The sequence below is a fragment of the Phenylobacterium sp. genome (assembly GCF_035309685.1).
In the GTDB taxonomy this organism is placed as follows: domain Bacteria; phylum Pseudomonadota; class Alphaproteobacteria; order Caulobacterales; family Caulobacteraceae; genus Phenylobacterium.
This window is the reverse complement of the sequence record NZ_DATGEX010000053.1, coordinates 43,743-67,890: the sequence shown is the minus strand read 5'-3', so window position 1 is coordinate 67,890 and position 24,148 is coordinate 43,743. Positions and strand designations below refer to the sequence as shown.

Annotated in this window: 20 protein-coding genes; 16 read left to right on the top strand and 4 right to left on the bottom strand. The window is 71.2% G+C overall.

Going from position 1 to position 24,148, the window contains the following annotated elements:
* Positions 1-47 precede the first annotated feature (47 nt).
* From VKQ35_RS17210 to VKQ35_RS17185, 6 genes are all read left to right on the top strand, one after another.
* The gene (locus VKQ35_RS17210; protein ID WP_324363823.1) at positions 48-725 is read left to right on the top strand and encodes a response regulator transcription factor; all 678 of its coding nucleotides are present in this window, start codon (positions 48-50) and stop codon (positions 723-725) included.
* 4 nt (positions 726-729) lie between these two features.
* Entirely contained in the window at positions 730-2,052 is a 1,323-nt protein-coding gene (locus tag VKQ35_RS17205) for a sensor histidine kinase (RefSeq protein ID WP_324363821.1), read from the top strand.
* A gap of 101 nt (positions 2,053-2,153) precedes the next feature.
* Complete coding sequence (locus VKQ35_RS17200) at positions 2,154-3,152, top strand: YncE family protein (protein WP_324363819.1); 999 nt, start codon at positions 2,154-2,156, stop codon at positions 3,150-3,152.
* Complete coding sequence (locus VKQ35_RS17195; protein ID WP_324363817.1) at positions 3,149-4,495, top strand: TolC family protein; 1,347 nt, start codon at positions 3,149-3,151, stop codon at positions 4,493-4,495. Before VKQ35_RS17200 ends, VKQ35_RS17195 begins: the two co-directional genes overlap by 4 nt.
* Positions 4,492-5,415, top strand: a complete 924-nt coding sequence (locus tag VKQ35_RS17190; RefSeq protein WP_324363815.1) for a hypothetical protein — start codon at positions 4,492-4,494, stop codon at positions 5,413-5,415. Before VKQ35_RS17195 ends, VKQ35_RS17190 begins: the two co-directional genes overlap by 4 nt.
* A 2-nt stretch (positions 5,416-5,417) precedes the next feature.
* The gene (locus tag VKQ35_RS17185) at positions 5,418-8,507 is read left to right on the top strand and encodes an efflux RND transporter permease subunit (RefSeq protein ID WP_324363813.1); all 3,090 of its coding nucleotides are present in this window, start codon (positions 5,418-5,420) and stop codon (positions 8,505-8,507) included.
* Here the strand turns inward: VKQ35_RS17185 and VKQ35_RS17180 are convergent.
* On the bottom strand, positions 8,504-9,157 hold the full coding sequence (locus VKQ35_RS17180; RefSeq protein WP_324363811.1) for an arylesterase: 654 nt from the start codon (positions 9,155-9,157) through the stop codon (positions 8,504-8,506). The two genes, VKQ35_RS17185 and VKQ35_RS17180, sit on opposite strands and share 4 nt — an antisense overlap.
* A 56-nt stretch (positions 9,158-9,213) precedes the next feature.
* Here VKQ35_RS17180 and VKQ35_RS17175 point away from each other — a divergent pair, with 56 nt between their 5' ends.
* Genes VKQ35_RS17175 through VKQ35_RS17165 form a run of 3 tightly spaced genes read left to right on the top strand, consistent with a single transcriptional unit; the run spans position 9,214 to position 12,829 of the window.
* Entirely contained in the window at positions 9,214-9,930 is a 717-nt protein-coding gene (locus tag VKQ35_RS17175; protein ID WP_324363809.1) for an ABC transporter ATP-binding protein, read from the top strand.
* Positions 9,927-12,443, top strand: a complete 2,517-nt coding sequence (locus VKQ35_RS17170) for an ABC transporter permease (RefSeq protein WP_324363807.1) — start codon at positions 9,927-9,929, stop codon at positions 12,441-12,443. Before VKQ35_RS17175 ends, VKQ35_RS17170 begins: the two co-directional genes overlap by 4 nt.
* 8 nt (positions 12,444-12,451) lie before the next feature.
* The gene (locus VKQ35_RS17165) at positions 12,452-12,829 is read left to right on the top strand and encodes an MmcQ/YjbR family DNA-binding protein (RefSeq protein WP_324363805.1); all 378 of its coding nucleotides are present in this window, start codon (positions 12,452-12,454) and stop codon (positions 12,827-12,829) included.
* A 3-nt stretch (positions 12,830-12,832) separates the two neighbouring features.
* Here the strand turns inward: VKQ35_RS17165 and VKQ35_RS17160 are convergent, their stop codons facing one another.
* The 3 genes from VKQ35_RS17160 to VKQ35_RS17150 all read right to left on the bottom strand — a co-directional run bounded on the left by VKQ35_RS17160 (position 12,833) and on the right by VKQ35_RS17150 (position 15,456).
* Positions 12,833-13,390, bottom strand: coding sequence for a DUF2059 domain-containing protein (locus VKQ35_RS17160; protein WP_324363803.1), 558 nt, complete (start codon positions 13,388-13,390; stop codon positions 12,833-12,835).
* Positions 13,391-13,466: 76 nt separating this feature from the next.
* Positions 13,467-14,090, bottom strand: coding sequence for a PEP-CTERM sorting domain-containing protein (locus VKQ35_RS17155; protein ID WP_324363801.1), 624 nt, complete (start codon positions 14,088-14,090; stop codon positions 13,467-13,469).
* Positions 14,091-14,181: 91 nt separating this feature from the next.
* Positions 14,182-15,456 (bottom strand): amidase, encoded by a 1,275-nt coding sequence (locus tag VKQ35_RS17150; RefSeq protein ID WP_324363799.1) that lies wholly within the window; start codon positions 15,454-15,456, stop codon positions 14,182-14,184.
* Positions 15,457-15,548: 92 nt separating this feature from the next.
* Here VKQ35_RS17150 and ppc point away from each other — a divergent pair, with 92 nt between their 5' ends.
* Genes ppc through VKQ35_RS17115 form a run of 7 tightly spaced genes read left to right on the top strand, consistent with a single transcriptional unit; the run spans position 15,549 to position 24,123 of the window.
* Complete coding sequence (gene ppc / locus VKQ35_RS17145; protein WP_324363798.1) at positions 15,549-18,254, top strand: phosphoenolpyruvate carboxylase; 2,706 nt, start codon at positions 15,549-15,551, stop codon at positions 18,252-18,254.
* Between the two features lie 37 nt (positions 18,255-18,291).
* A complete protein-coding gene (locus tag VKQ35_RS17140; protein WP_324363796.1) occupies positions 18,292-19,419 on the top strand; it encodes an NAD-dependent epimerase/dehydratase family protein in 1,128 nt (375 codons plus the stop codon).
* A 6-nt stretch (positions 19,420-19,425) separates the two neighbouring features.
* Positions 19,426-20,835 carry an AMP-binding protein gene (locus VKQ35_RS17135; protein WP_324363794.1) on the top strand — a complete coding sequence of 470 codons (1,410 nt, stop codon included), beginning with the start codon at positions 19,426-19,428 and terminating at the stop codon, positions 20,833-20,835.
* A gap of 12 nt (positions 20,836-20,847) precedes the next feature.
* On the top strand, positions 20,848-21,072 hold the full coding sequence (locus VKQ35_RS17130) for a GDCCVxC domain-containing (seleno)protein (protein WP_324363792.1): 225 nt from the start codon (positions 20,848-20,850) through the stop codon (positions 21,070-21,072).
* 22 nt (positions 21,073-21,094) lie between these two features.
* Positions 21,095-21,865 carry an SDR family NAD(P)-dependent oxidoreductase gene (locus tag VKQ35_RS17125; protein WP_324363790.1) on the top strand — a complete coding sequence of 257 codons (771 nt, stop codon included), beginning with the start codon at positions 21,095-21,097 and terminating at the stop codon, positions 21,863-21,865.
* A 10-nt stretch (positions 21,866-21,875) separates the two neighbouring features.
* The gene (locus VKQ35_RS17120) at positions 21,876-22,451 is read left to right on the top strand and encodes a hypothetical protein (protein ID WP_324363788.1); all 576 of its coding nucleotides are present in this window, start codon (positions 21,876-21,878) and stop codon (positions 22,449-22,451) included.
* 13 nt (positions 22,452-22,464) lie between these two features.
* On the top strand, positions 22,465-24,123 hold the full coding sequence (locus VKQ35_RS17115; protein ID WP_324363786.1) for an FAD-dependent oxidoreductase: 1,659 nt from the start codon (positions 22,465-22,467) through the stop codon (positions 24,121-24,123).
* The last annotated feature ends 25 nt before the right edge of the window (positions 24,124-24,148 follow it).

Below are 24,148 nucleotides of genomic sequence, written 5' to 3'. Positions count from 1 at the left end.
ACTAGCGGCGCTTCACCTGGGCGCCGGTTCGGGGCACGCTCGCGCGCATGAAGCTGTTGCTCGTAGAAGACGACAAGGAAGCCGCCGGCTACCTGAGGCGCGCGCTGTCGGAGGCGGGTCATGCGGTGGACTATGCCGCGGCGGGCCGCGATGGGCTGATGCTGGCGGCCGGCGAGACCTACGACGTGATCATCCTCGACCGGATGCTGCCGCAGATCGACGGCCTGGCGATCCTGCGCACCGTGCGCGCGTCCGGCGTGAAGACCCCGGTGCTGCTGCTGACCGCGCTGGGCGGCATCGACGACCGGGTGGAAGGCCTGGAGGCCGGCGGCGACGACTATCTGGTCAAGCCGTTCGCCTTCGCCGAGCTGCTGGCGCGGGTGAACGCGCTGGCGCGCCGTCCGCCGACCCAGGAGATGCGCACCGAGCTTGTCGCCGCCGACCTGAAGCTCGACCTCCTGAAACGCACGGTCACGCGTGGCGGGCGCCGGATCGACCTGCAGCCGCGCGAGTTCCAGCTCCTGGAATACCTGCTGCGTCACGCTGGGCGCGTGGTGACGCGCACCATGCTGCTGGAGAGCGTCTGGGACTTCCACTTCGATCCCAAGACCAACATCGTCGAGACGCACATGAGCCGGCTTCGGGGCAAGGTCGACCGCGGCCACAGCTGTGAGCTGATCCATACGGTGCGCGGCGCGGGCTACATCCTGCGCGAGCCGGATTAGATCTATGTTCCGCTCCACCAGCCTGCGCCTGGCCGCGCTCTATACGGCGGTGTTCGCGCTGTCGGTGGTGGTGCTGGGCGTGATCACGCTCTTCAGCACGCGCCAGGCGCTGTCGGCCCAGTTCGACGCGCGGATCCGCGCGGAGTCGGCCGCGCTGGTTCAGGAGTACCGGTCCGAGGGACTGCGAGGCGTGGTCGACGCGCTGCATGAGCGCGACAGCACGCCCGGATCGCTGGACTTCGGGCTGCAGGGTCCGGGCGGCGCGCCGCTGGCCGGCCGGCTGGCGGCGACGCAGGCGGCCATGGGGTGGACGTCGCTCCGGCGCTCCGAACACGGACACACCGAGTCGGTCCGCGTCTATTCCGTGGGTCTGCCTGACGGCTACAAGCTGCTGGTCGGCGACGAGGAAGAGCGGACCGAGGCGCTGGACGGGGCGGTGATCCGCGGCTTCGGCGTCGCGTTCCTGGGCGTGCTGGTGCTGGGCGTGGCGGGCGGCTATGCGCTGAGCCGCGAGGTCAACCGGCGGCTGGCGGCGATCTCCGGCACGGCGGAAGCGATCATCGACGGGGACCTCAGCCGCCGCGTCCCGGTGCGCGGCTCCGACGACGACCTCGACCGCCTGGCGGCGACGTTCAACCGGATGCTGGACCGGATCTCCGCCCTGATGGAGAGCCTCAAGCAGGTCTCCAACGACATCGCCCACGACATGCGCACCCCGCTGACCCGGCTGCGGCAGAAGCTGGAGGCGGGCCTGGCCGCGCCGCACACGCACGATGCGGCGCTGGAGGGGGTGCTGAGCGACCTCGACTCGATCCTCGACACCTTCGCGGCCTTGCTGCGCATCGCCCAGATCGAGGGCGGGGCGCGGCGCGCGGCCTTCCGGCCCTGCGAGCTCGGCATGCTGGCCCAGACGGTCACCGAGGCCTTCGCGCCATCGGCCGAGGACCAGAATCAGTCCCTGAGCCTGGTGGTCGAGGCGCCGGCGGTGGTCGATGGCGACGCCGAACTGCTCACCCAGATGCTGGTCAACCTGGTGGAGAACGCCCTGCGCCACACCGGTCCCAACGCCGCCATCACCGTGAAGGTCGCCAGGAGCGGCCGCGCCGCCAGCCTGTCGGTCGCCGACGATGGGCCTGGCGTGCCGGACGCGGAGCGGGAACGCCTGTTCGATCGCTTCTACCGCCTGGAGCGCAGCCGCTCGACGCCGGGCAGCGGGCTCGGTCTGGCGCTGGTCGCGGCGGTGGCCAAGCTGCACGGCGCGGAGGTCAGTCTGGCGCCGGCCCAGCCGGGCCTGGAGGTGCGTGTCAGCTTCCCCGAAGCGGCGTAAGACAGGACGTGTCGGGCGAGCACGACATTGGGGTTCGGCAATCTGGCGGCCATGCGACGGTCACGCTGGGCGGCCTAAGTGACGCGGAAAGGAGACACGCCATGACCGCTTCTCGTTTCGCCGCGCTCTGCTTTGGGCTCTGCGTCGCCGGCTCCGCCCAGGCGGCGAGTTCCGGCTATCACCTCGTCGACCGCATCTCCGGTCCGGACGGCGGCTGGGACTACATCCGGGTCGACGAGGCCAACAACCGCGTGCTGACCGCCCACGGGACCTCGGTCATGACGATCGACCTGGCGACCAAGGCGGTGGGCTCCACAGCGCCCGGGACCGGTCTGCACGACGCCATGCCGGTGAACGGCGGCGCCGAGGTGCTGGTGACCAACGGCGGGACCAACACCGCGGTCTTCGTCAACGCCAAGACCGGCGCGGTGGTCGCCACGGTCGAGACCGGCAAGGGCCCGGACGCAGCGGCCTTCGACCCGAAGACCGGCCTGGCGCTGGTGATGGACCACGCCGGCGGTCAGATCACCCTGATCGACCCCAAGACCCACAAGGTCGCCGGAACCATCGAGGTCGGCGGGGCCCTGGAAGCGGCCGCTGCCGACGGGACCGGCAAGGCCTTCGTCAATGTCGAGAACAAGAACGAAATCGTCGCCATCGACATCGCCGCCCGCAAGGTGCTGGCGCACTATCCGCTGGCCGGCTGCGACGGGCCGACGGGCCTGGCCTATGACATCGCCGACAAGCTGCTGATCGCCGCCTGCGACGGGTCCAGCGTGGTGGTCGATCCGAAGACCGGAGCCGTCGTCCAGACGCTCGCCACCGGCAAGGGCGCCGACGGCATCGCCTTCGACCAGAAGCAGAAGCTGGCCTTCGTGCCTTCCGGCCGTGACGGGACCCTGGCGGTCGTCGCCTTCGTGAAGGGCAAGGGCGCCATCGTCGACACCGTGCCGACCCAGGCCAGCGCGCGGACCATCGCCATCGATCAGCGGACGGGCCGGGTCTATCTGCCGGCCGCCAAGTACGGCGCGGCGACGACGCCGGGCCGCCGGCCGCCGATGACGCCCGGCAGCTTCGAAATCCTAGTCGTGGGCAAGTGAGGCGAGGGGCTCTCAGCGCCGCGTTCCTTGCGCTGGGGCTCGCCGGCTGCGTCGCCTATGTTCCGGCCCCGCCGCATCCCGCCGAGTTCGTCACGGCGCTGGATGCGCGGACGCTGGAGGCCAAGCCGGCGGGCGCGGTCTGGAGCGGCGCGGACCTCCTGGCCGCGGCGGTGACGCGCAATCCGCAGATCGCCGAGGCGCGGGCCAAGTACCTGACGGCGCTGGCCGGCGTGAAGGCCGCCAAGGCCGCGCCGGGCCCCAGCCTGACGCTCACCGCCGAATACGCCACCGAGCAACCGCGATGGGGCTACACGGCCGCCAGCAACATCCCCCTCGACTACGGCGCGCGGCGCGGCACGCGGATCACGACCGCTCAGCTGCAGGCGTTGCAGGCGTTCTACGACTACGGCGAGGCGGTCTGGAGCGTGCGGACCGACCTGGAGCGGGCGCGCGCCGATGCGGACGCGGCGCGCGAGGAGATCGTGCTGGCGCAGGCCGCGGTCGCGCTGCGCACCGAGCGCGCCCAGCGCCTGGAGGCGCGCGTCGCCGCCGGCCAGGATGCGCGCGCGATCTCGATCACCGCCCAGGCCGATCTGGTCGCCGCCACCCGCCGCTTGGCCGCCGCGCGGGGCCGCGCGGACGCCGCCGCCGCCGACCTCGCCAAGGCGTTGGGCGTCAGCCCGGCCGTGGCGCGCACTCTGCCCTTGGCGCCGATCGGCGAGACGCCGCCGCCAACTGCCGACCTGGCGACCTGGCGGCGGGACGCGGCGATCTCGCGGCGCGACGTGCTGCACGCCATCGCCGACTACGACATCGCCGAGCAGGCGCTCAAGCTGCAGGTGGCGACCCAGTATCCGGCGGTCAGCATCGGCCCGACCTATTTCTACGATCACGGCGTGCAGAAATACCCGTTCGACCTGGGCCTGGCCCTGCCGCCCTGGGACCTGAACCGCAACGCCATCCGCCAGGCGGAGGCGGCGCGGGCCGCGGCGGGCCGCTCGCTGGAGCTGGCCCAGGCCAATGCGCTGGCGGCGGTGGACACCGCCTCGGCGGCCTTCGCCACGGCCTGGGACGACCTGAAGCGCAACCGCGAGCATGACGTGCTGCTGGCCGGCCAGACCGCCGCGGCGGCGACGCGGGCGATGAAGGCCGGCGAGGCCGACAAGGTCGACGCGCTGGCGGCGCAGGCGGCGGCGGTGGACGCGGGCCTGGCGCTCAACGACGCGCGCCACGCGGCGGCCGCCGCGAGCGCCGACCTGGAGGACGCGCTGCGGCGGTCCTTCGACCCGGCGGAGACGGCGACGATCAAGGCGGCGATGACGGACGTAGGAGGGGCGCGATGAAGGCTGCTGTTGGAGGCGCGATCCTGTCGCTGCTGCTGATCGCCGGGCCGGCGCTGGCCGCCGAGTCGGCGTCGTCGGGGCTCAAGATGGACGCCGCCACCCAGGCGCGGCTGGGCGTGACGACCCAGGCCCTGCAGGCCGTGCGGCGCAGCGCGTCAGTGAGCGGTTTCGCCCGCGTGCTGGATCCCGGTCCCTTGGCGCAGCTGGACTCCGATATCGCTGCGGCGGTGGCGACCTACGAAGCTTCGCGCGCCGAGGCCGCGCGGACCCGCGACCTCAACGCCGCCGACCAGACGGTGTCGAAACAGGCCGCCGAGGCCGCCGCCTCGCAGGCCCGGCAGGACGCCGCCAAGCTGGCCCTGCTGCGCAAGCGGGTGGGTCTGGAATGGAGCCCGGCGCTGGCGGCGCTCTCGGACGCCCGGCGCGGCAAGCTGGTGTCGGATATCGCCGCCGGCCGCGCCTCGCTGGTGCGGATCGATTCCGCGCTTGGCCTGTCGCAGATGCGCGGCTCGGCGGAGATCGAACTCAGCGGCGGCGGGCGCGCGCGCGCGGCGATCCTGGGGCCGACGCGCACCGGCGACCCGCGCCTGCAGTCCACCGGCGTCCTGGCGCTGGTGGCCGGCGCCCAGGCGTCGCAGCTTGGGGCCGGCACGGTGGCGCCGGCGACGATCGCGGCGGGCGGCGGCGGGGAGGGCGTGATGATCCCGCGCGCGGCGCTGCTGCGCACCGGCGGGCGCACGGTGGTCTATGTGCGCAAGGACGCCACCGACTTCGAGCAGCGGGCGGTTCCGGCGGGCTTAAGCGACCCGGAGGGGCTCTTCGTCACCTCCGGCTTCCGGGCCGGTGAGGTGGTGGTGACGACAGGCGCCGCCCAGCTGTTCGCCGCCCAGACCAAGCCCGCCGGCAAGGACGTCGACTGAGCATGCTCTCGCGCATCGTCGGATGGACGCTCGACCGGCCGCGCCTGATGGCGGCCGCCGCCCTGCTGCTGCTGATCTACGGCGGCATCGTGCTCGAGCGCGCCAAGCTGGACGTGTTCCCCGACTTCGTGCCCGCCCAGGTGGAGGTGCAGACCAACGCGCCGGGCCTAACCGCCGAGCAGGTGGAGCAGCTGGTCACCCGGCCCGTCGAGCAGGCGATCAACGGTTCGGCCGGCGTGGCCTCGATCCGCTCGGAGTCTTCGGCGGGCCTGTCGGTCATCACCGTCAACTTCGCGGAGGGGTCCGACCCCTTTCACGACCGCCAGGTGGTGTCCGAGGCGCTGGGCGAACTCGATCCCCTGCCGCAGGGCGTGACCCCGCCGCACGTCTCGCCGCTCACCTCGTCGACCATGGACCTGATGAAGATCGGCTTCACCAGCGACCGGCTCACGCCCATGCAGCTGCGCGATCTGGTCGACTGGACCGTGCGGCCCAACATCCTGCAGTCGGACGGCGTGGCGCGCGCCACGGTGTTTGGCGGCCAGTTCCGGCGCATCGAGGTCCGCGTGCGGCCCGACGCGCTGGCGGCCCGCGGCCTGGGTCTGAGCGATGTGCTGGCGGCCGTGCAGTCGGCGACCGGCGTCTCCGGCGCAGGCTATATCGATACGCCCCAGCAGCGGATCCTGATCGAGTCCCACGGCCAGGCGCAGAACGCGACCGACGTCGCCTCCGCGCCGCTGCCGTCGGTCGCGGGCGCCGCGCCGGCCAGGATCGGGGACGTGGCCGAGGTGGTCGACGGCCCAGCCCCGCTGGACGGCGATGCGCTGATCATGGGCAAGCCCGGCGTGATGATGGCCGTCTCCAGCCAGTATGGGGCCAATACGCTGGAGGCCACCCGCGCGGTGGAAAAGGCCATGGCCGACATGGCGCCGGCGCTGAAGGCGCAGGGCGTGACGGTCAACGAGGGCCTGCACCGGCCGGCCAATTTCATCACCACCGCGCTCAGCGGCATCGGCTGGGACCTGGGGATAGGGGCGGTGCTGATCGCGCTCGTCCTCTTCCTGTTCATGCGCGACCTGCGCACCGTGCTGATCGCCTTCGTCTCGATCCCGCTGGCCCTGCTGACCGCGGTGATCGTGCTCGACAGGATGGGTTCGACGCTGAACACCATGACGCTCGGCGGCCTCGCCGTGGCGCTCGGCGTGGTGGTCGACGACGCGGTGATCGGCACCGAGAACATCGTGCGCCGCGTGCGGACCGCCGCGTCCGGCGCAAAGATCCGCGACGTGATCCTGGCGGCCTCGGTGGAGGTGCGCGCGCCGGTGATCTACGCGACCCTGATGCTGGCGGCCGTGCTGCTGCCGGTGCTGTTGCTGCACGGCCTGCAGGGCGCGTTCTTCTCGCCGCTGGCCGCCTCGTTCATTATCGCGACGCTCGCGTCGCTGGCGGTGGCGGTGGTGATCACCCCGCCGCTCGCGCTGCTGATGCTGCATCGCGCCGACCTGAAGATCGAGCCCGGCTGGCTGCGCCACACCAAGCATGGCCACGAGCGCATCCTGAAACGCGCCATCGCCGCGCCCGGCTGGTCGCTGATCGGGGCGGCGGTTGCGCTCGCGGTCACCGTCGCCGGCTTCATGGTCTTCAATTCGGAGCTGCTGCCGGACTTTCGCGAGAGCCATTTCGTGCTCAGCGTCTCCGGTCCGCCCGGCACCTCTCTGGGGGTGATGCGCGACTATGGGATGAAGATCAGCCGCGACGTCCTGGCGATCGACGGCGTCCAGAGCATCGAGCAGCAGATCGGCCGCGCGCCGGGCGGGGAGGACCCGTTCGGACCCGAGCGCACCGAGTTCCACGTCGAGCTGAAGCCGCACCTCTCGGGCCACCGCCAGGACGAGATCCAGGACGCCATCCACAAGGTGCTGGACAGCTATCCGGGCCTTAAAACCGAGGTGGTCACCTTCCTGGGCGACCGGATCGGCGAGTCTCTTTCGGGCGAGAGCGCGGCCCTGGTGGTCGGCGTCTACGGCGCCGACCTCGACACCCTCGACACGGTCGCCGACCAGATTTCCGACGTCATGAAGACGGTCAAGGGCGCGGTGGATGTGACGGTCCAGACACCGCCCAAGACGCCGATGGTGCGCGTCGACCTCGACTTCCCGGCCATGGCGCGGTTCGGCGTGGCGCCGGCCGATGCGCTGGCCGCCATCGGCGCCGCCTACCAGGGCGCGGACGCCGCCAAGATCTTCCAGGAGACCCGCACCATCAATATCGCGGTCACCACGCCGCCGGAGCTGCGGCGCGACCCGGAGGCGGTGGGCGACCTCTTGGTGCGGTCTTCGGCCGGAACCACGGTGCCGCTGAAGTCCATCGCCAAGGTCTATCTGACCGAAACCCGCACCCTGGTGCGCCATGACGGCGGGCGGCCGCGCCAGGCGGTGACCGCCAACCCCGCGTCCCGCGACGTGGCCACGGTGACCAAGGCCGTCGAGGCGGCCGTCGCCGCCAAGGTTAAGCTGCCGCCGGGCGTTTTCCTGCAATATTCCGGCGCGGCGCAGGGGGCGCAGGAAGCGCGCAAGGAGCTGCTGTTCAACACGGTCATCGCGGTCGGCGGGGTGATCGCGCTGCTGCTGATCGCCTTCCGCAGCGGGCGGACCGCGACGCTCATCCTGGGCTCGACGCCGTTCGCCCTGGTCGGCGGGGTGATCGCCGTCGCCCTGACCGGGGCCAGCCTGTCGCTGGGGTCGCTGGTGGGCTTCGTGACCCTGTTCGGCGTGGCGGCGCGCAACGCCATCCTGCTGATCGCCCACATCGACCAGCTGACCGACGAGGACGGCAAGCCGTGGTCGGTCGAGACGATCCTGCTGGGCACGCGCGAGCGGGTGACGCCGATCCTGATGACCGCGCTGGTGACGGGTCTGGGCGTCCTGCCCCTGGCGCTTTCCACCGGCCAGCCGGGACGCGAGATCCAGGGGCCGATGGCGATCGTCATCCTGGGCGGCCTGATCACCTCGACCATCGCCAGCTTGGTGCTGCTGCCGGCGCTGACCTGGCGGTTCGGGCGCCGGCCGACGCCGATTCTCGACGCGCCCTAGGGCCGCTTGGCCAGTTCCTTGGCCACCACCGGCGCGAGTTTGGCGGCGATGATCAGCACGCCCTGGGCGTTGGGATGGATGGCGTCGGCCTGGTGCAGCGCCGGGTCCCGCCCGACGCCGGTCAGCAAGTCCGGATAGAGGGTGACGCCATGCTGTTTAGCGAGCTCGGGATAGATGGCGTCGAAGTCCTTGGCGTAGCCGGCCCCGATCTCGCGCGGCGCGCGCATGCCGCAGAGCACCACGTTCATGTGGCGCTCCTTCAGCCGCGTCAGGATGTGATCGAGGTTGGCGCGGGTCATCTTCGGGTCGACGCCCTGCAGGATGTCGTTGCCGCCGAGCTCAACCACCACAACCTGCGTGTCGGCTCGGATCGAGAAGTCCATGCGCCCGGCGCCGTTGGCGGTCGTGTCGCCGGAGACCCCGGCGCCGCGCACCAGGCAGGGAACGCCGATCTTCTCCAGCGCCGCCTGCAGCTGGATCGGCAGCGAGGCGGCCTGCGGCAGGCCGTAGCCCGCGGTGATCGAGTCGCCGAGGATGGTCACCACCGGGCCGTGCGCCGCCAAGGCGGGCAGGGCGGGCAATGCCGCCGCGGTCAGCCCCGTCGCGATCAGCGTCCGCCGCGAAATGAAGAGGGGTCGTGTATCGGCCATGCGCCTGCCCTATCTAGGATATCGTGTTCGCCACTTAAACGCCTGAAGGGTCCGCATTGACCGAAGTCGCTTCCCCACAGCCCGAAGGCGCCGTTCCGCTCGTTCTCGAGAAGGTCTCGCTGACCCTGCCGTCGGCGGCAGGGCCGGTGGAAATCCTCCGCGGTCTCGATGTCACCGTTCGAAGCGGCGAACGTGTGGCGTTGGTCGGGCCGTCGGGGTCGGGCAAGTCGTCGCTGATCGCCGTGGCCGCCGGACTGGAGCGGCCGACCGGCGGGCGCGTGCTGCTGTTCGGCCAGGATCTGGCGGGCGTCGATGAGGACGGGCGCGCCAGGCTTCGGCGCGGGCGGGTCTCGCTGGTGTTCCAGAGCTTCCACCTGCTGCCCAACATGACCGCCGAGGAGAACGTCGCAGCGCCGCTGGAGATCGCCCGCGTCGCCGGGGCGACGGAGACGGCCAAGGCCTGGCTGGACCGCGTGGGCCTCTCGGCGCGCGGCCGGCACTATCCGCACCAGCTTTCCGGCGGCGAGCAGCAGCGGGTGGCCCTGGCGCGGGCGCTGGCGTCCAGGCCGGCCCTGCTGTTCGCCGACGAGCCGACCGGCAACCTCGACGCCGCCAATGCGGCGCATGTCGCCGACCTGATGTTCGACCTGGTCGCCGAGACCGGCGCGGCCCTGGTGCTGGTGACCCACGACGAGCACCTGGCGGCGCGCGCCGACCGGGCCGTGCGGTTGCGCGACGGACGGGTCGCCTCGGAAAGCCTTTCGGCGGCATGACGCCGCTCTCCTTCCGGTTCGCGAGCCGCGAGCTGCGCGGCGGCGTGCGCGGCTTTCGCATCTTCCTGGCCTGCCTGGCGCTGGGCGTGGCGGCCATCGCCGCGGCCGGCTCGACGGCGGAGGCGTTCCGGCGCGGGCTCGCCAGCCAGGCCAGCGAGATCCTCGGCGGCGACCTGGCGCTGACCGTCCGCAGCCGGGGCTTCACGCCCGCCGACCAGGCGGCGTTGGAGAAGGCCGGCCGGGTTTCCTACGCCGTCTCCTCCATCGCCATGGCCCAGGCGCCGTCGGGCGAGCGCCGGCTGATCGAGCTGCGCGGGGTCAACCAGGCCTATCCGCTGGCCGGGACGGTGACCCTGACCGGCGCGCCCTCACTGCAGGCGGCGATCAGGCCGGTGAACGGCGTCGCCGGCGCGCTCGTCGAACAGTCGCTGCTGGACCGGCTGCACATGAAGGTCGGCGACCGGTTCCTGGCTGGCAATCTGCCGCTCGATGTGCGCGGCGTCCTGATGCAGGAGCCCGACCGCCTGGCGCGGGGCTTCGCGCTCGGCCCCCGCGTGATCACCAACCTGGCGGCGATGCAGCAGGGCGGCTTCATGGCGCCCGGTCTGCCGTTCGGCGAGACCGCGCGGGTGGCGCTGCCGCCCGGCGCGCCGCTCGAGGCCAGCAAGACCAGCCTGCAGAAGGCGCTCGGCCCCACCGTGCGCATGCGCGACCGCGAGGACGCGGCGCCCGGCATCCACCGGCTGATCGACCAGCTGGAATACTTCCTGGGCTTCATCGGCCTGGCCTCGCTGGTGGCCGGGGGTCTCGGCGTGTTCGGGGCGGTCAGCGCGTACCTGGAAAACCGTAAGCCGGTGATCGCGACCCTGAAGGCGCTGGGCGCTGAGGGTCAGCTGGTGCGGGACATCTACCTGATCCAGATCGGCTTCCTGGCGGCGCTCGGCGTGGTCATCGGCCTGGCGATCGGGGCCGCGGCGCCGCTCATCATCGGGGAGTTCGCCAAGAACAAGCTGCCGGTGCCGGCGCTGTTCGCGGTCTATCCCTGGCCGCTGCTCAAGGCCGCGGGCTTTGGCCTGCTCTCCGCCGCCGCCTTTTCGCTGGCGCCGCTCGGCCGCGCGCGATCCACGCCGCCCGCCAGCCTTTTCCGCAGCGACCTTTCCGGGACCCTGAAGATCGGACCGGAGATCGTCGGCGCCGTCCTGGCGGCCGTGGGGCTGGCCGGCATGGCGGTGGTGACCGCGCCGACGCCGCTCGCCGCCTCGATCATGATCGCCGGCGTGGCGGTGTCCTTCGGCCTGCTCTGGGCGCTAGGCTGGGGCGCGGCTATCGCCGCCGGCAAGGCCCGCGCCGGCGCGCGGGGGCCCTTGCGGATCGGCCTGGCGAACCTCGCGGGGCCACATTCGGCGGCGCGCACGGCCTCGCCGGCCATCGGCTTGGGCGTAGCGCTCCTGGCCTGCGTGGTGCTGATCCAGTCGGCGCTGTTGAACCAGGTGTCGGAGGTCGCGCCGCGCACCGCGCCCGCGCTGGTCTTCACCGACGTGCCGGGCGACAACACCAGGGGCTTCGACGCCGCGGTCGCCCACGCCTTCGGGACGCCGCTGACCCCGAAGATCTACCTGCGCGAGCCCTTCGTCAGCGGGCGGATCACCAAGGTCCGCGGCGTTCCCGTGGACGTCTCGAAGATCCCGAAGATGGACCGCTGGGCCTATGACAACGACGTTTCCATGTCGCCGATCGAGGCGCCGCCGGAGGACAGGACGGTGACCGACGGCCGCTGGTGGGCGGCCAACTACGCGGGTCCGCCGCTGCTGGTCATGGATGTGGACGTCGCCAAGGGCGCGCGGATCAAGGTCGGCGACGAGGTCACGCTGTCGGTTCTGGGGACCGATATCGACGCCCACGTCGCGGCGCTGCGCAAGGTCGAGTTCGGCGGTTTCGGGGTGAGCTTCCCGATCGTCATCGACGCGGCGGCCATGGCCGGCGCGAACCTGCGCCAGGTGGCCATCGCCAAGGCGTCGAAGGCGCAGGAGGCGGTCGTGATCCGCGAACTGGGCAAGAGCTTTCCGACGGTGAACGTGATCTCGGTGCGCGAGCAGCTGGAGGCGGCGACCGACCTCTTCGACAAGCTGGCGCTGGCCGTGCGCGGCGCGGCCGCGGTGGCGGCTCTGGCGGGCCTCTTCGTGCTGGCCGGCGCCATCGCCGCCCGGGCCCGGGCCCGCACCCGCGAGGCGGCGATCCTCAAGGTGCTGGGCGCCTCGCGGGCGCAGATCCTGGGCGCCTATGTGCTGGAATATGGCGCCGTCGGCGTGATCGCCGGCGCGGCGGGCGTGGCGCTGGGCTATGCGGCGGCCTGGCCGGTGGTGGTCAGGGTCTTCCACGCCAAGTGGAGCATGGACTGGGCGGGCGTCGCGGCCCTGCTGGGCGCGGCGGCGCTGGTCGCGGCGGTGGGCGGCCTGCTGGCGGCGTTCCAGGCGTTGTCGAAGCACCCCGCGCCGGCGCTCCGGGCGGAGTAGACCGCGCCATGGTCACGCCCGCCGAGGTCCGCCGCCTGGTCGCCGCGATCGAGGGCGCGGTCGACACCTCCGACGATCGGCGTCTGGCGTTCACCGCGCCGGGATCGGACAAGGGCTTCGCCTGGAGCTTCAACGAGCGTGTGGACCCCAAGAAGCCGCGCGTGCCACGGCTCGATATCCTGGCGGTGCGCTGCCCGATGGCGCGCAAGGAATTCCTGATCGAGGTCGCGCCCGACCGCTTCTTCGACGACCCGCACTACCGCGGCTATCCGGCGGTGCTGGTGCGGCTGGATGCCGTGGAGGCGGACGAACTGGCGAGCCTGCTGGCCGAAGCCGCGCAGATCGTGGCGGCGCAGAAGCCGCGGCCGAAGCGGAAGGCCAGGTAGCGCCTACTGCGGCGCCAGCGCCTTGTCGACCAGGGCCGCCATCTGCTGGCGCTGGGCGGCGGTGCATTTGGCCTCGTCGCAGGCGCGGTCGATGGTCTTGCGCATAATCTTCGGCATGGCCTGTTTGATCAGCGGCAGTTCGCCGGCGATGACCTGCTGATTGAGCTGCACCGTCTTCGCCCGGATCGACCGGCCGCTCTCGCTGTTGGTCCAGGCGAGCATGTCGCGCAGCTCTTTCTCCGTCAGCGTCTGGGCGTAGGCGTTGGCGCTGACGTCGAGGATCGCGGGGATCAGCTTCACGAACTCGTCCTGCAGATCCTGCTGGGCAAGCTTGGCGACCTTGGACTGTTCCGCGGGCATGCCGTCGAACAGCTTGCTGACGCCGGCGAACATGGCGTTGACGCTCGTCTCGGCCTGTTTGGCGCCGCCGTTGGCCTCGATCAGTTCGTGCGCCAGGGACAGCTTCACCGGATCGGCCGGCGGCGGCGCGGTCTGCGCCTGGGCGAACGTCGCGGCGGACAGCAGGGCGGCCGCCGCGACGGCCGAGACCAAGAGCTTCATCGCAATTCCCCAGGGTTTCGTCGGGTAAGTCTGCGATGAGACGCCGGTCGCGGCAATAGCTCGCCCGACCGCCGGGTCAGGCGGCGAGCGCCCGCCGTCGGCGCAGTGTCGCGCCGGCGCCCAGGAAGCCCACGGTCATCAGCGCCCAGCTCGTGGGCTCCGGAACCGCGAAGGCGGCGAAGTGGGCGTGGGTGAAGTCGTCGATGGTCACCTGGACGGTCTCGCCGTCGACCCGCACCCGGAAGGGTTTCATGAAGTCCGCACGCACGGGGGTCCGGGCCACGCTGGTCGACCCGTCGTAGCCGTCGAGGCCGGGGCCGCCGAAACGCACGGTCGGCACAAAGCCCGACATGCCGACGCGGCCGAAGGCGGCCTCCCCGTCGAGCGGGTCGACGCCGAAGATCTCGGTGGCCGGCAGGACGAGATGGCCGGTCACACCATCCACGCGCAGGCGGCCGCTGTCGATCGGGACGATATCGTCGCCGCCGACGTCTGCGCCCGGCAGGTCGCCGGCGAAGACGAACCGGAAGTGAATGTCGTCGAAATCCTGGGCGACCGCAGTGGGATCGCCGAGCACGGTGTAGTCGCCGGTGGCGAAGCCGGAGAGCACATAGTCGATCGTCGCCGCGGACGCGGAGGTCGCCGAAACGGTCAGGAAAAGGCCAGCGAGAACGATGGCCGGGGTGTCAAACGTCTTCATGGGTGGTTCCCCAAAGACGTCCCTCAGCTGAGAGTTCGCGTTACGCCGGCGTCCCTGTCAAGCTTGCTCGCCTGCGAGGGGTGTCTGACCGCTAGCTCTCGAAGCCGCTGATATCGGGCGCGCGACCGTTCCAGCCGCTGACCTTTTCGAACGCCTCGCCCAGGGCGACGACAGTCGTCTCGTCGCGCGGGCGGCCGACGATCTGCAGGCCGGCTGGCATACCCTCTCCGGTCAGGCCGCAGGGCACGCTGATCCCGGGCAGATCGAGGTAGTTGGCGGCGCGGGTGAGCCGGCTGAGCGGCGAGACGGTCTCGTCGACCTCGCTCATCGGCGGCCCCGGAATCGGGCAGGTGGGCGTGACCAGGCCGTCGTAGCCCGCCAGCCAGGCGTGGAACTGGGCCTGATCCTCGGCGCGCTGGGCGTGGGCCTCCGCCAGGCGTTCGTCGGGGACGTCGCGGCCAACCTCGAAGCGGCGCACGATCCACGGGTCCATGACCTTGCCGTGGGTCTCGATCCGCTCGCGCCAGATGCGCCAGCCCTCCGAGGCCATCAACAGGCCGTTGGTGGCGAAGCTGTCGTCGACCACCTTCGGCGGCCGCACCATCTGGACGGTGACGCCTGTGCGGCGCAGGCGGTCCAGCGCGGCCAGATAGAGGCGGCCGATGTCGGGATCGACCTCGCCAAGGTGCTCCAGCGGAATGGCGGCCAGGCGGCGGCCCTCGACCTCCATGGTCAGGGCAGCCTCGGCGTCGAAGGGGCCGCGCACGGCCAGGTCGCCGTCCGGCCCCGAGATGATCGCCAGCATCCGCGCCGCGGTCGCCACGTCCTTGGCGAGCGCGCCCACCGTATCGAGCGAGGGCGCCAGCGGATGGACGCCCTTCAGGCTGACCAGGCCGCGCCCGGCTTTCAGGCCGACGACGCCGCAGGTGGCGGCCGGGATGCGCACCGAGCCGCCGGTGTCGCTGCCCAGCGCCGCGTCGACGAAGCCGGCGGCGACGGCGGCGGCCGAGCCGGAGGACGATCCGCCCGGCGCGCGGTGGACCTTGCTGTCCCAAGGATTCCACGGCGCGCCGACCGCCCGGTTGGTGCCCCAACCGCCGTAGGCCAGCTCCACGGTCTGGGTTTTGCCGACCGCCCGCCAGCCAGCGTCGAGCAGGCGCTGGACGACCTCGGCATTGGCCTTGGGCTCCGCGGACAGCGGAACCTGCGCGCCGCCGCCCGTCGGGACGCCCACGACGTCGAACAGGTCCTTGATCGCGAAGACCGGCCCGTCACCATGCCCCAACGCGGGCTCGAACAGCCGAACGAAGGCGTTCAGGCGGCCGTCGTAGCGGCGGATGCGGGCGAGCGCTTCGTCGGGGGACATGGGCTTCCCTTGGCGGAAGGCGCGACTATGGCGCATCGGCGTCAGGAAACCAGATGACGCGCGCGCCTCGCTGTGGCTTTTCGTAGGCCGACATGACCGCCTCGCTGCCCGATCAGCTTCGCTCCACCGTCCGGTTCCTCGGCCGGGTGCTGGGCGACGTGATCCGCGCCGAGGACGGCGAGGCGGTGTTCAACCAGATCGAGGAAACGCGGCAGGCGTCGGTCGCCTTCCACCGCGAAGGCACGGCCAAGGCGGCCAAGGCGATGGCCGACCGGCTGGGGACCTTGAGCCTGCCGGACACGGTGCGCTTCGCCCACTCCTTCGCCTGCTTCCTGCAGATCACCAACATCGCCGAGGACCAGATCCAGCGCGACCGCGGCCGGGGCGGCGACAGCCGGGCCGACACCCTGGCCGGCGCGCTCCGCACGCTTTCGGTCGAGGGCGTGGCGCGGGACGAGGTGGTCGCGATGCTGCGCCGCGCGCTGATCGCGCCGGTGATCACCGCGCATCCCAGCGAGGTGCGGCGCAAGAGCGTCCTCGACCGCACCGGCGCCATCGCCGACGACCTGGACGCTTACGGCCGCGCGCGCAGCGACGGCGAACGCGCCGCCATCGAGCGCGAGCTGGTGCGGCAGGTCTCGATCTTCTGGCGCACGCGGCTGCTGCGGTCGGTGAAACTGGGCGTCGGCGACGAGATCGAGAATGCGGTCTCCTATTTCGAGCGCAGCTTCCTGCCGGCGCTCCCCAAACTCTACGCCCACTGGGTCGAGGTGCTTGGGAACCCTGAGAACCTAACCAGCTTCCTGCGGGTCGGCTCCTGGGTCGGCGGCGACCGGGACGGCAATCCCTTCGTGACCGCCCAGGTGCTGCATCAGGCCATGCAGCGCCAGTCACAGGCGGCGGTCCGGACCTATCTGGAGGACGTCCACGCGCTGGGCGCGGAGCTGTCGCTGTCGGCGCGGCTGGCCAAGGTGACGCCGCAGCTGCAGGCCCTGGCCGACGCCGCCCACGACGCCTCGCCGCAGCGCGCCGACGAGCCCTACCGCCAGGCGCTGACCGGCATCTACGCGCGGCTGGCGGCGTCCTATCAGCGCCTGACCGGCGAGCCGCCCTCGCGCCCGCCGGCGGCCGTCGCGGCGCCCTACGACAGCCCCGACGACCTGAAGGCCGACCTGGAAACGGTGCTGGCGAGCCTGCTGACCCATCACGGCGAGGCCTTCGCGCGCGGACCGCTGCCGGACCTGATCCGCGCGGTGGACACCTTCGGCTTCCACCTGGCCCGCATCGACCTTCGCCAGAACTCCTCGGTGCACGCGCGCACCTGCGCCGAACTCCTCAAGGTCGCCGGCGTCTGCGACGACTACGAGGCGCTGGACGAGGACGCGCGGCGCAAGCTCTTGGTCGCCGAGCTCGGCCACGGCCGGCTGCTCTGGTCGCCCTTCGCCGCCTACAGCGAGGAGACGCGGCGCGAATACGAGGTGCTGACCGCCGCCGCCGACATCAAGCGGCTCTACGGCAAGGACGCCATCCGCGCTTACATCGTGTCCAACACCCAGACGGTCTCCGATCTGCTGGAGGTCTATCTGCTGCTGAAGGAGGTGGGCCTCTATGCGCCGGGCGACGCCGACCATCCGCCCAGTACGCAGGTCTTCGCCGAGCCGCTGTTCGAGACCATCGGCGACCTGCGCGCGGCGCCGCAGACGTTGAAGGCCTATCTGGCGCTGCCGCTGATCCGCCAGCTGGTCGAGCCGATCGGCCTGCAGGAGGTGATGATCGGCTATTCGGACAGCAACAAGGACGGCAGCTACCTGACCTCGACCTGGGAGCTCTATCAGACCTCCCGCGCCCTGGGCGGCGTCGCGCGGGACGAGGGGCTGCGGCTGCAGCTGTTCCACGGGCGGGGCGGCGCGGTCGGGCGCGGCGGCGGCTCCAGCTACGAGGCGATCCTGGCCCAGCCCGGCGGTACGGTGAACGGGCGCATCCGCATCACCGAGCAGGGCGAGGTGGTGGCCAACAAATACGCCGATCCCGAGCTGGCGCGGCAGAGCCTGGAGACGCTGACCGCCGGCATGGTCCTGGCCTCGTTCCGCAGCGGCGCGGACACCGACGTCACCGCGCCGCACGCCAAGGTGATGGAAGCGCTGTCGCAGGGCTCGATGGCCGCCTACCGGGCGCTGGTCCACGACACGCCAGGGTTCGTCGACTACTTCTATGCCGCGACCCCGATCACCGAGATCGCCGACCTGAACATCGGCAGCCGGCCCACCTCGCGGCAGGCGAGCCGCAGCATCGGGGGCCTGCGCGCCATCCCCTGGGTGTTCTCCTGGTCGCAGAGCCGCACCATGCTGCCCGGCTGGTTCGGGTTCGGATCGGCGGTGAGCGGCGCGGGCGTCGACCTCGCGGAACTGGCCGATCTGCACGAGACCTGGCCGTTCTTTTCCTCGGCGCTGGCCAACATGGAGATGGTGTTGGCGAAGTCCGACATGGCGATCGCCGAGCGCTACGCGGGCCTGGTCGAGGACCGGGCGCTGGCTGACGACATCTTCGGCCAGATCAAGGCGGAGTGGGAGCGCACCACCGAGGCCCTGCTGAAGATCACCGGCCAGTCGGCGCTGCTGGACAAGCATCCGGACCTGGCCGCCGCCATCCGCTCGCGCCTGCCCTATATTGACCCGCTCAATCACCTGCAGATCGAGCTGATCCGCCGCCGCCGGCGCGGCGATGCGGACGAGGCGGTCAAGGAGGGCATCCACCTGACCATCAACGGCGTGGCCGCGGGCCTGAGAAACACAGGCTGAGAAACACCGGCTGAAGCCGGGGAGGAAAGAGACGACCATGACCACCCGACGCGACTATCTCGCGCTTTCCGCCGCCGGCCTGGCGCTGGCGGCCTCCGGCGCAAGAGCCGCCGACAAGCCCAGGAAGACGCTGAAGATCCTGATCCTCGGGGGCACCGGCTTCATCGGCCCCAACCAGGTGCGCTATGCGCTCAGCCGCGGCCACGAGGTGACGATCTTCAACCGCGGAAAGCAGAAGGAAGACTGGCCCGGTCATGTCGAGGAACTGCTCGGCGACCGCAACACCGGCGACCTCAAGTCGCTGGAGGGCCGCGAATGGGACGTCTGCATCGACAACCCCACGACCCTGCCGTTCTGGGTGCGCGATGCGGCCAAGGTGCTGAAGGGCAAGGTCAGGCAGTACATCTTCGTTTCGACCATCTCGGTCTATGCGGCCAACGACAAGCCGGCCGACGAGACCGCCGCCACCGATCCCTACAAGGGCGCCGACCCCATGGCCGAGACCCAAGCGACGGTCGCCAAGAACCCGGCGCTCTACGGCCAACTGAAGGCGGTGAGCGAGGCCGAAGCGCGGAAAGCCTTCGGCGAGGCGGCCACGACGGTGGTGCGTCCCGGCCTGATCGTCGGGCCGGGCGACGAGACCGACCGCTTCAGCTACTGGCCGGTCCGGCTGGCCAATCCGGGCGGCAAATGGGGGCCGGAGGTGCTGGCGCCCGGCGACGGGACCGATCCGGTGCAGTTCATCGACGCCCGCGATCTCGCCGAGTGGATCGTTCGCCTGGCCGAGACCGGCGCGACCGGGACGTTCAACGGAACCGGCAAGCCCGTCGCCATGAAGGCGTTCCTGAGCGGCGTGGCGGCGGGCGTCCACGCCGAGCCGAAGCTCACCTGGGTCTCGACGAAGTTCCTGGATGACCACAAGGTCCATGCCTGGAGCGATCAGCCGGTCTGGGTGCCGAACCAGGGCGAGACGGCGGGCTTCCACCACCGCAGCATCGCGCGTGCGCTGAAAGCCGGCCTGACCTACCGGCCCCTGCCGCTGACCGCCGGCGACACGCTCGCCTGGTTCAAGACCCAGCCGGCGGAGCGGCAGGCCAAGCTGCGGTCCGGCCTGACGCCGGAGCGGGAGACCGCACTCCTGGCGCAATGGAAGGCGCAGGCTTAGGCGCCCATGGCCAATCTCTACGACATCCTGGCCGCGGGCTTCCCCGCCGACCGCAGGAAGTCCGCTTTCATCCTGAGCGACGGCTCGCAGGTCAGCTATGCCGAGCTGGAGGCGGGCGCGGCGCAGATCGCGGGCCATCTGGTGGCGTCCGGCGTGGCGCCCGGCGACCGGGTGGGCCTGCAGGCCGAGAAGTCGGTCGAGGCGGTGATGGTCTATCTGGGCGTGCTGAAGGCCGGCGCGGCCTTCCTGCCGCTCAACTCGGCCTACACCAAGGCCGAGGTGGACTACTTCATCGGCGACGCCGCGCCGCGCGTGTTCGTCACCGATGCGCAAGCCTTCCGCGCCGAGGCCGACGCCGCCGATCCGCTGCTGACCACGGTCGAGCGGGCCGATCATCACCTGGCCTCGCTGATCTACACCTCCGGCACCACGGGGCGTTCCAAGGGCGCCATGCTGAGCCATGGGAACCTGGCCGCGAACGCGCGCGCCCTGCATCAGATCTGGGGCTTCACCCCCGACGACGTGCTGCTGCACGCGCTGCCGATCTTCCACGTCCACGGCCTGTTCGTCGCCATGCACTGCGCCTTCCTGTCCGGCGCCCCGATGGTCTGGCTGCCGAAGTTCGACGATGCGCAGGTGATGGCGGGGCTGGCCAAGTCGACGGTGATGATGGGCGTGCCGACCTTCTACGTGCGCCTGCTCGCAAACCCGGCGTTCAGCCGCGAGGCGGCGGCGCACATGCGCCTGTTCATCTCCGGCTCGGCGCCGCTGCTGGAGTCGACCTTCGCCGAGTTCGAGGACCGCACCGGCATGCGCATCCTGGAACGCTACGGCATGAGCGAGGCGGTGATCATCACCTCCAACCCGCTGGAGGGCGACCGCATCCCGGGCAGCGTCGGCTATCCGCTGCCCGGCGTGGACCTGCGGATCGGCGCCGGCGAGGTCATCGAGATCAGGGGGCCCAGCGTCTTTTCGGGCTACTGGGAGATGCCGGAGAAGACCGCGCAGGAGTTCACCGCCGACGGCTGGTTCAAGACCGGCGACGTCGGCCGCCAGGACCCGGACGGCCGCGTCTGGATCAGCGGGCGGGCCAAGGACCTGATCATCTCGGGCGGCTACAACGTCTATCCCAAGGAGATCGAGCTGATCCTCGACGAGCTCAGCGGCGTCACCGAAAGCGCGGTGGTCGGCGTGCCGCATCCGGACTTCGGCGAGGGCGTGGTGGCCGTGGTGATCGGGACCTTTGGTCCTGAGGGGGGCGATGAGGCGGCGATGATCGCGCAATGCCGCCGCCAGCTCGCGCCCTACAAATCGCCTAAGCGCATCGTCTTCGTCGACGAGCTGCCCCGCAACGCCATGGGCAAGGTGCAGAAGAACCTGCTACGCGACCGCTACGGCGACCTGTTCAAAACCTAGGGGAAGCTCGCGGTGGCTGACGGAAATCAACTGAGGCTGCAGTCCACGCTGACCTGCCCGGTCTGCGGCGCGCGGACGACGGAGACCATGCCCACCGACGCCTGCCAGTATTTCTACGATTGTCCGGCGTGCCAGACGGTGCTGAAGCCGAAGGCTGGCGACTGCTGCGTCTTCTGCTCCTACGGAGACACGCCCTGTCCACCGGTGCAGGCGGACGGCAAGGGATGCTGCGGATGACACATAAACCGGGAGAGCGACTTTGGACCTGCAACTGAAGGGCAAGACGGCGGTGGTGACCGGCGGCACGCGCGGCATCGGCCGCGCCATCGCCGAGTGCTTCGCCGACGAGGGCGCCAATGTCGCCATCTGCGCCCGCAACGCCGACCAGGTCGCCGAGACGGTGGCCGCGCTGCAGGCCAAGGGCGTCAAGGCCTGGGGCGATGTGGTCGATATCGCCGACGGCCCGGCGCTGCAGGCCTTCGTCAAGGCGGCGGCGGGAAAGCTTGGCGGGCTGGATGTCCTGGTTTCGAACGCCAGCGCGCTGGTGCAGGGCAATGCGGAAGCCGACTGGCAGGCGATGTTCGACATCGACATGCTGGGGGCGATCCGCACCTGGGAGGCGGCCAAGCCGCTGCTGGAAGCCGCCGCGGCCAAGAGCGGCGACGCCTGCTTCATCATCACCTCGTCCGTCTCGGCGGTGAATTCCGACAACCCGTCCTCCTACGGCGCGATGAAGGCGGCGCTGATCCACTTCTCGAAGGGCGTCGCGCGGTCGATGGCCGCCAGCAAGGTGCGCTGCAATGTCGTGTCGCCCGGCACGGTCTATTTCGACGACGGCGTCTGGGGCCGGGTGAAGGTCGGCATGCCCGGCTTCTTCGACCAGATGATCAAGCGCAATCCCACCGGCCGCATGGCGACGCCGGAGGAGATCGCCGCGGCGACGGTGTTCCTGGCGAGCCCGCGCTCGGCCTTCACCACCGGGATCAATATGATCGTCGACGGCGCGATCACCCAGCGCGTGAACTACTAGGCCCAAAGCCATGGAATATAACTATTTCGAGCTCCGCCTGAACCGTGATCGCGCCAGTCAGCGGGCGGTGGCGGAGCACGTCCGCACGGCGCTGGGGCCGCAGGCCGTGGCGGTGTTTTCGCCGCTGTTGGGCTTCGCCTCCAATCAGCTGCTGGTGTTGACCGACGCGCGCGCTCCGGTCGAGGCGGTGATGCGGGCGCCGGGCGTGGTCTCCGCCGAGCGGCATCCGCTTAGCCCCACCATCCGGCCGGCGGATGGCGCGAAGCCGGCGGCCATGGGCGTCTATGTCCACAACTGGTTCACCATCGACGCCGGCGGCTTCGATGAGTTCGTCAGGCTGTCGGGCGAGGCCTGGCCGGACTTCGAAGGCCATTTCGAGACCAGGATCTTCGGCCTGTTCGCGGCCCATCCGACCAAGGACGACATGATGGAGGGCGCGCGGCGGCTGCTCTTGATGACCGGCTACCGCGACCTGAACGAATGGCAGAAGAGCCGCAATCCGGCCGAGACGGCGCGGGCCGCCTTCGCGCGCCGCCGCGATCTGACCCGGGTGTCGCTGGCCAGGGCCACCGTGCTGGCGAGTTGAGGAGGGGGCGGCGATGAGTTTGATGGAGACCCGCCGCGCTCAGATTTTCCCGGTGCTCGACGCGGCCCAGGTCGAGACGGCGAAGCGGTTCGCGAGCGGCCCGGCGCGCGCCTTCGCCGCCGGCGAGCAGCTCTATGAGGTGGGCGACCGCGGCGTGCCCGCGTGGCTCCTGCTGGAGGGCGCGATCGAGCTCGTCCGCCATGACGGCCTGGCGCGCAGCGGGGCGATCAATGTGCTCGGTCCCGGTCAGTTCACCGGCGAGGTGAGCCAGCTCGGCGGGCGCGGCACGCTCGCCGCCGCCCGCGCGGGGCCCAAGGGCGCGACGGCCCTGCCGTTCGACGCGGCGCATCTGCGGGCGCTGCTGATCGGGGCGGCCGAACTCGGCGAGATCGTCATGCGGGCGCTGATCCTGCGCCGCATGAGCCTGCTGGAAGCGGGCGACACGGGCTCCATCCTGGTCGGGCCCGCGGACCATCCGGACGTGGTGCGGCTGGAGGGCTTCCTGTCGCGCAACGCCTATCCGCACACGCGGCTGGATGCGCTGGGCGAGGGCGAGGGCCACGCGATCGTCGAGCGCCTCGGGGTCCCGCCGGAAGCGCTGCCGCTGATGATCTGCCCGAACGGGACGGTGCTGCGCCGGCCGACCAATTCCGAGGCCGCCAACTGCCTGGGGATCCTCCTGCCGCTCGACCCCGACAAACTCTACGACGTGGCGATTGTCGGCGCCGGTCCCGCGGGTCTGGCGACCGCGGTCTATGCGGCGTCCGAGGGGTTGTCGGTGCTGGCGCTCGACCAGCGCGCCACCGGCGGCCAGGCCGGCGCCTCGGCGCGGATCGAGAACTATCTGGGCTTCCCGACCGGCATCTCCGGCCAGGCGCTGGCCGGCCGGGCCTGGAACCAGGCGCAGAAGTTCGGCGCCGAGATCGCCGTGCCGATCGAGGTGGTGCGGCTCAACTGCGACTCGCCCTGGAAGACTGGCGATCCACTGCGCCTCGACCTGAGCGACGGGTCCAGCGTACAGGCGAAGACCGTGGTGATCGCGTCCGGCGCCCGCTACCGCCGCCCCGACATCCCCAACATCGAGGCGCTGGAGGGCGCCGGCGTCTCCTACTGGGCGTCTGCGGTGGAGGCCAAGCTCTGCGAGGGCGAAGAGGTGGCCCTGATGGGCGGCGGCAACTCCGCGGGCCAGGCGGTGGCCTTCCTGGCGCCGAAGGTGAAGCGCCTCAATCTGATCGTCCGCGGCCCCGGCCTGGAGGCGACGATGTCGCGCTATCTGATCGAGCGGATCGCCGCCCTGCCGAACGTCGAACTCCACGCCCATACCGAGATCGTCGCGCTGGAGGGCGACCGCAGCGGCGGGCTGACGGCGGCCACCTGCCGCAACCGCGAGACCGGCGTCGAAATCCGCCGGCCGCTGCGCCACCTCTTCCTGTTCATCGGCGCGGACCCCAATGCGGGCTGGCTGCAGGGCTGCGTGGAGACCGACGCCAAGGGCTTCGTGACAACGGGGGCGGATCCGAGGCTGCCGCTGCAGACCGCGCTTGCGGGCGTCTTCGCCATCGGCGACGTGCGCGCCGGTTCGACCAAGCGGGTGGCCGCCGCGGTGGGCGAGGGCGCCGCGGTGGTGGCTCAGATCCACGCCTTCCTGGCCCAAGCCGTGACGGGAGCCTAGGCGCCTGGGCCCCTGGCCCTCTATC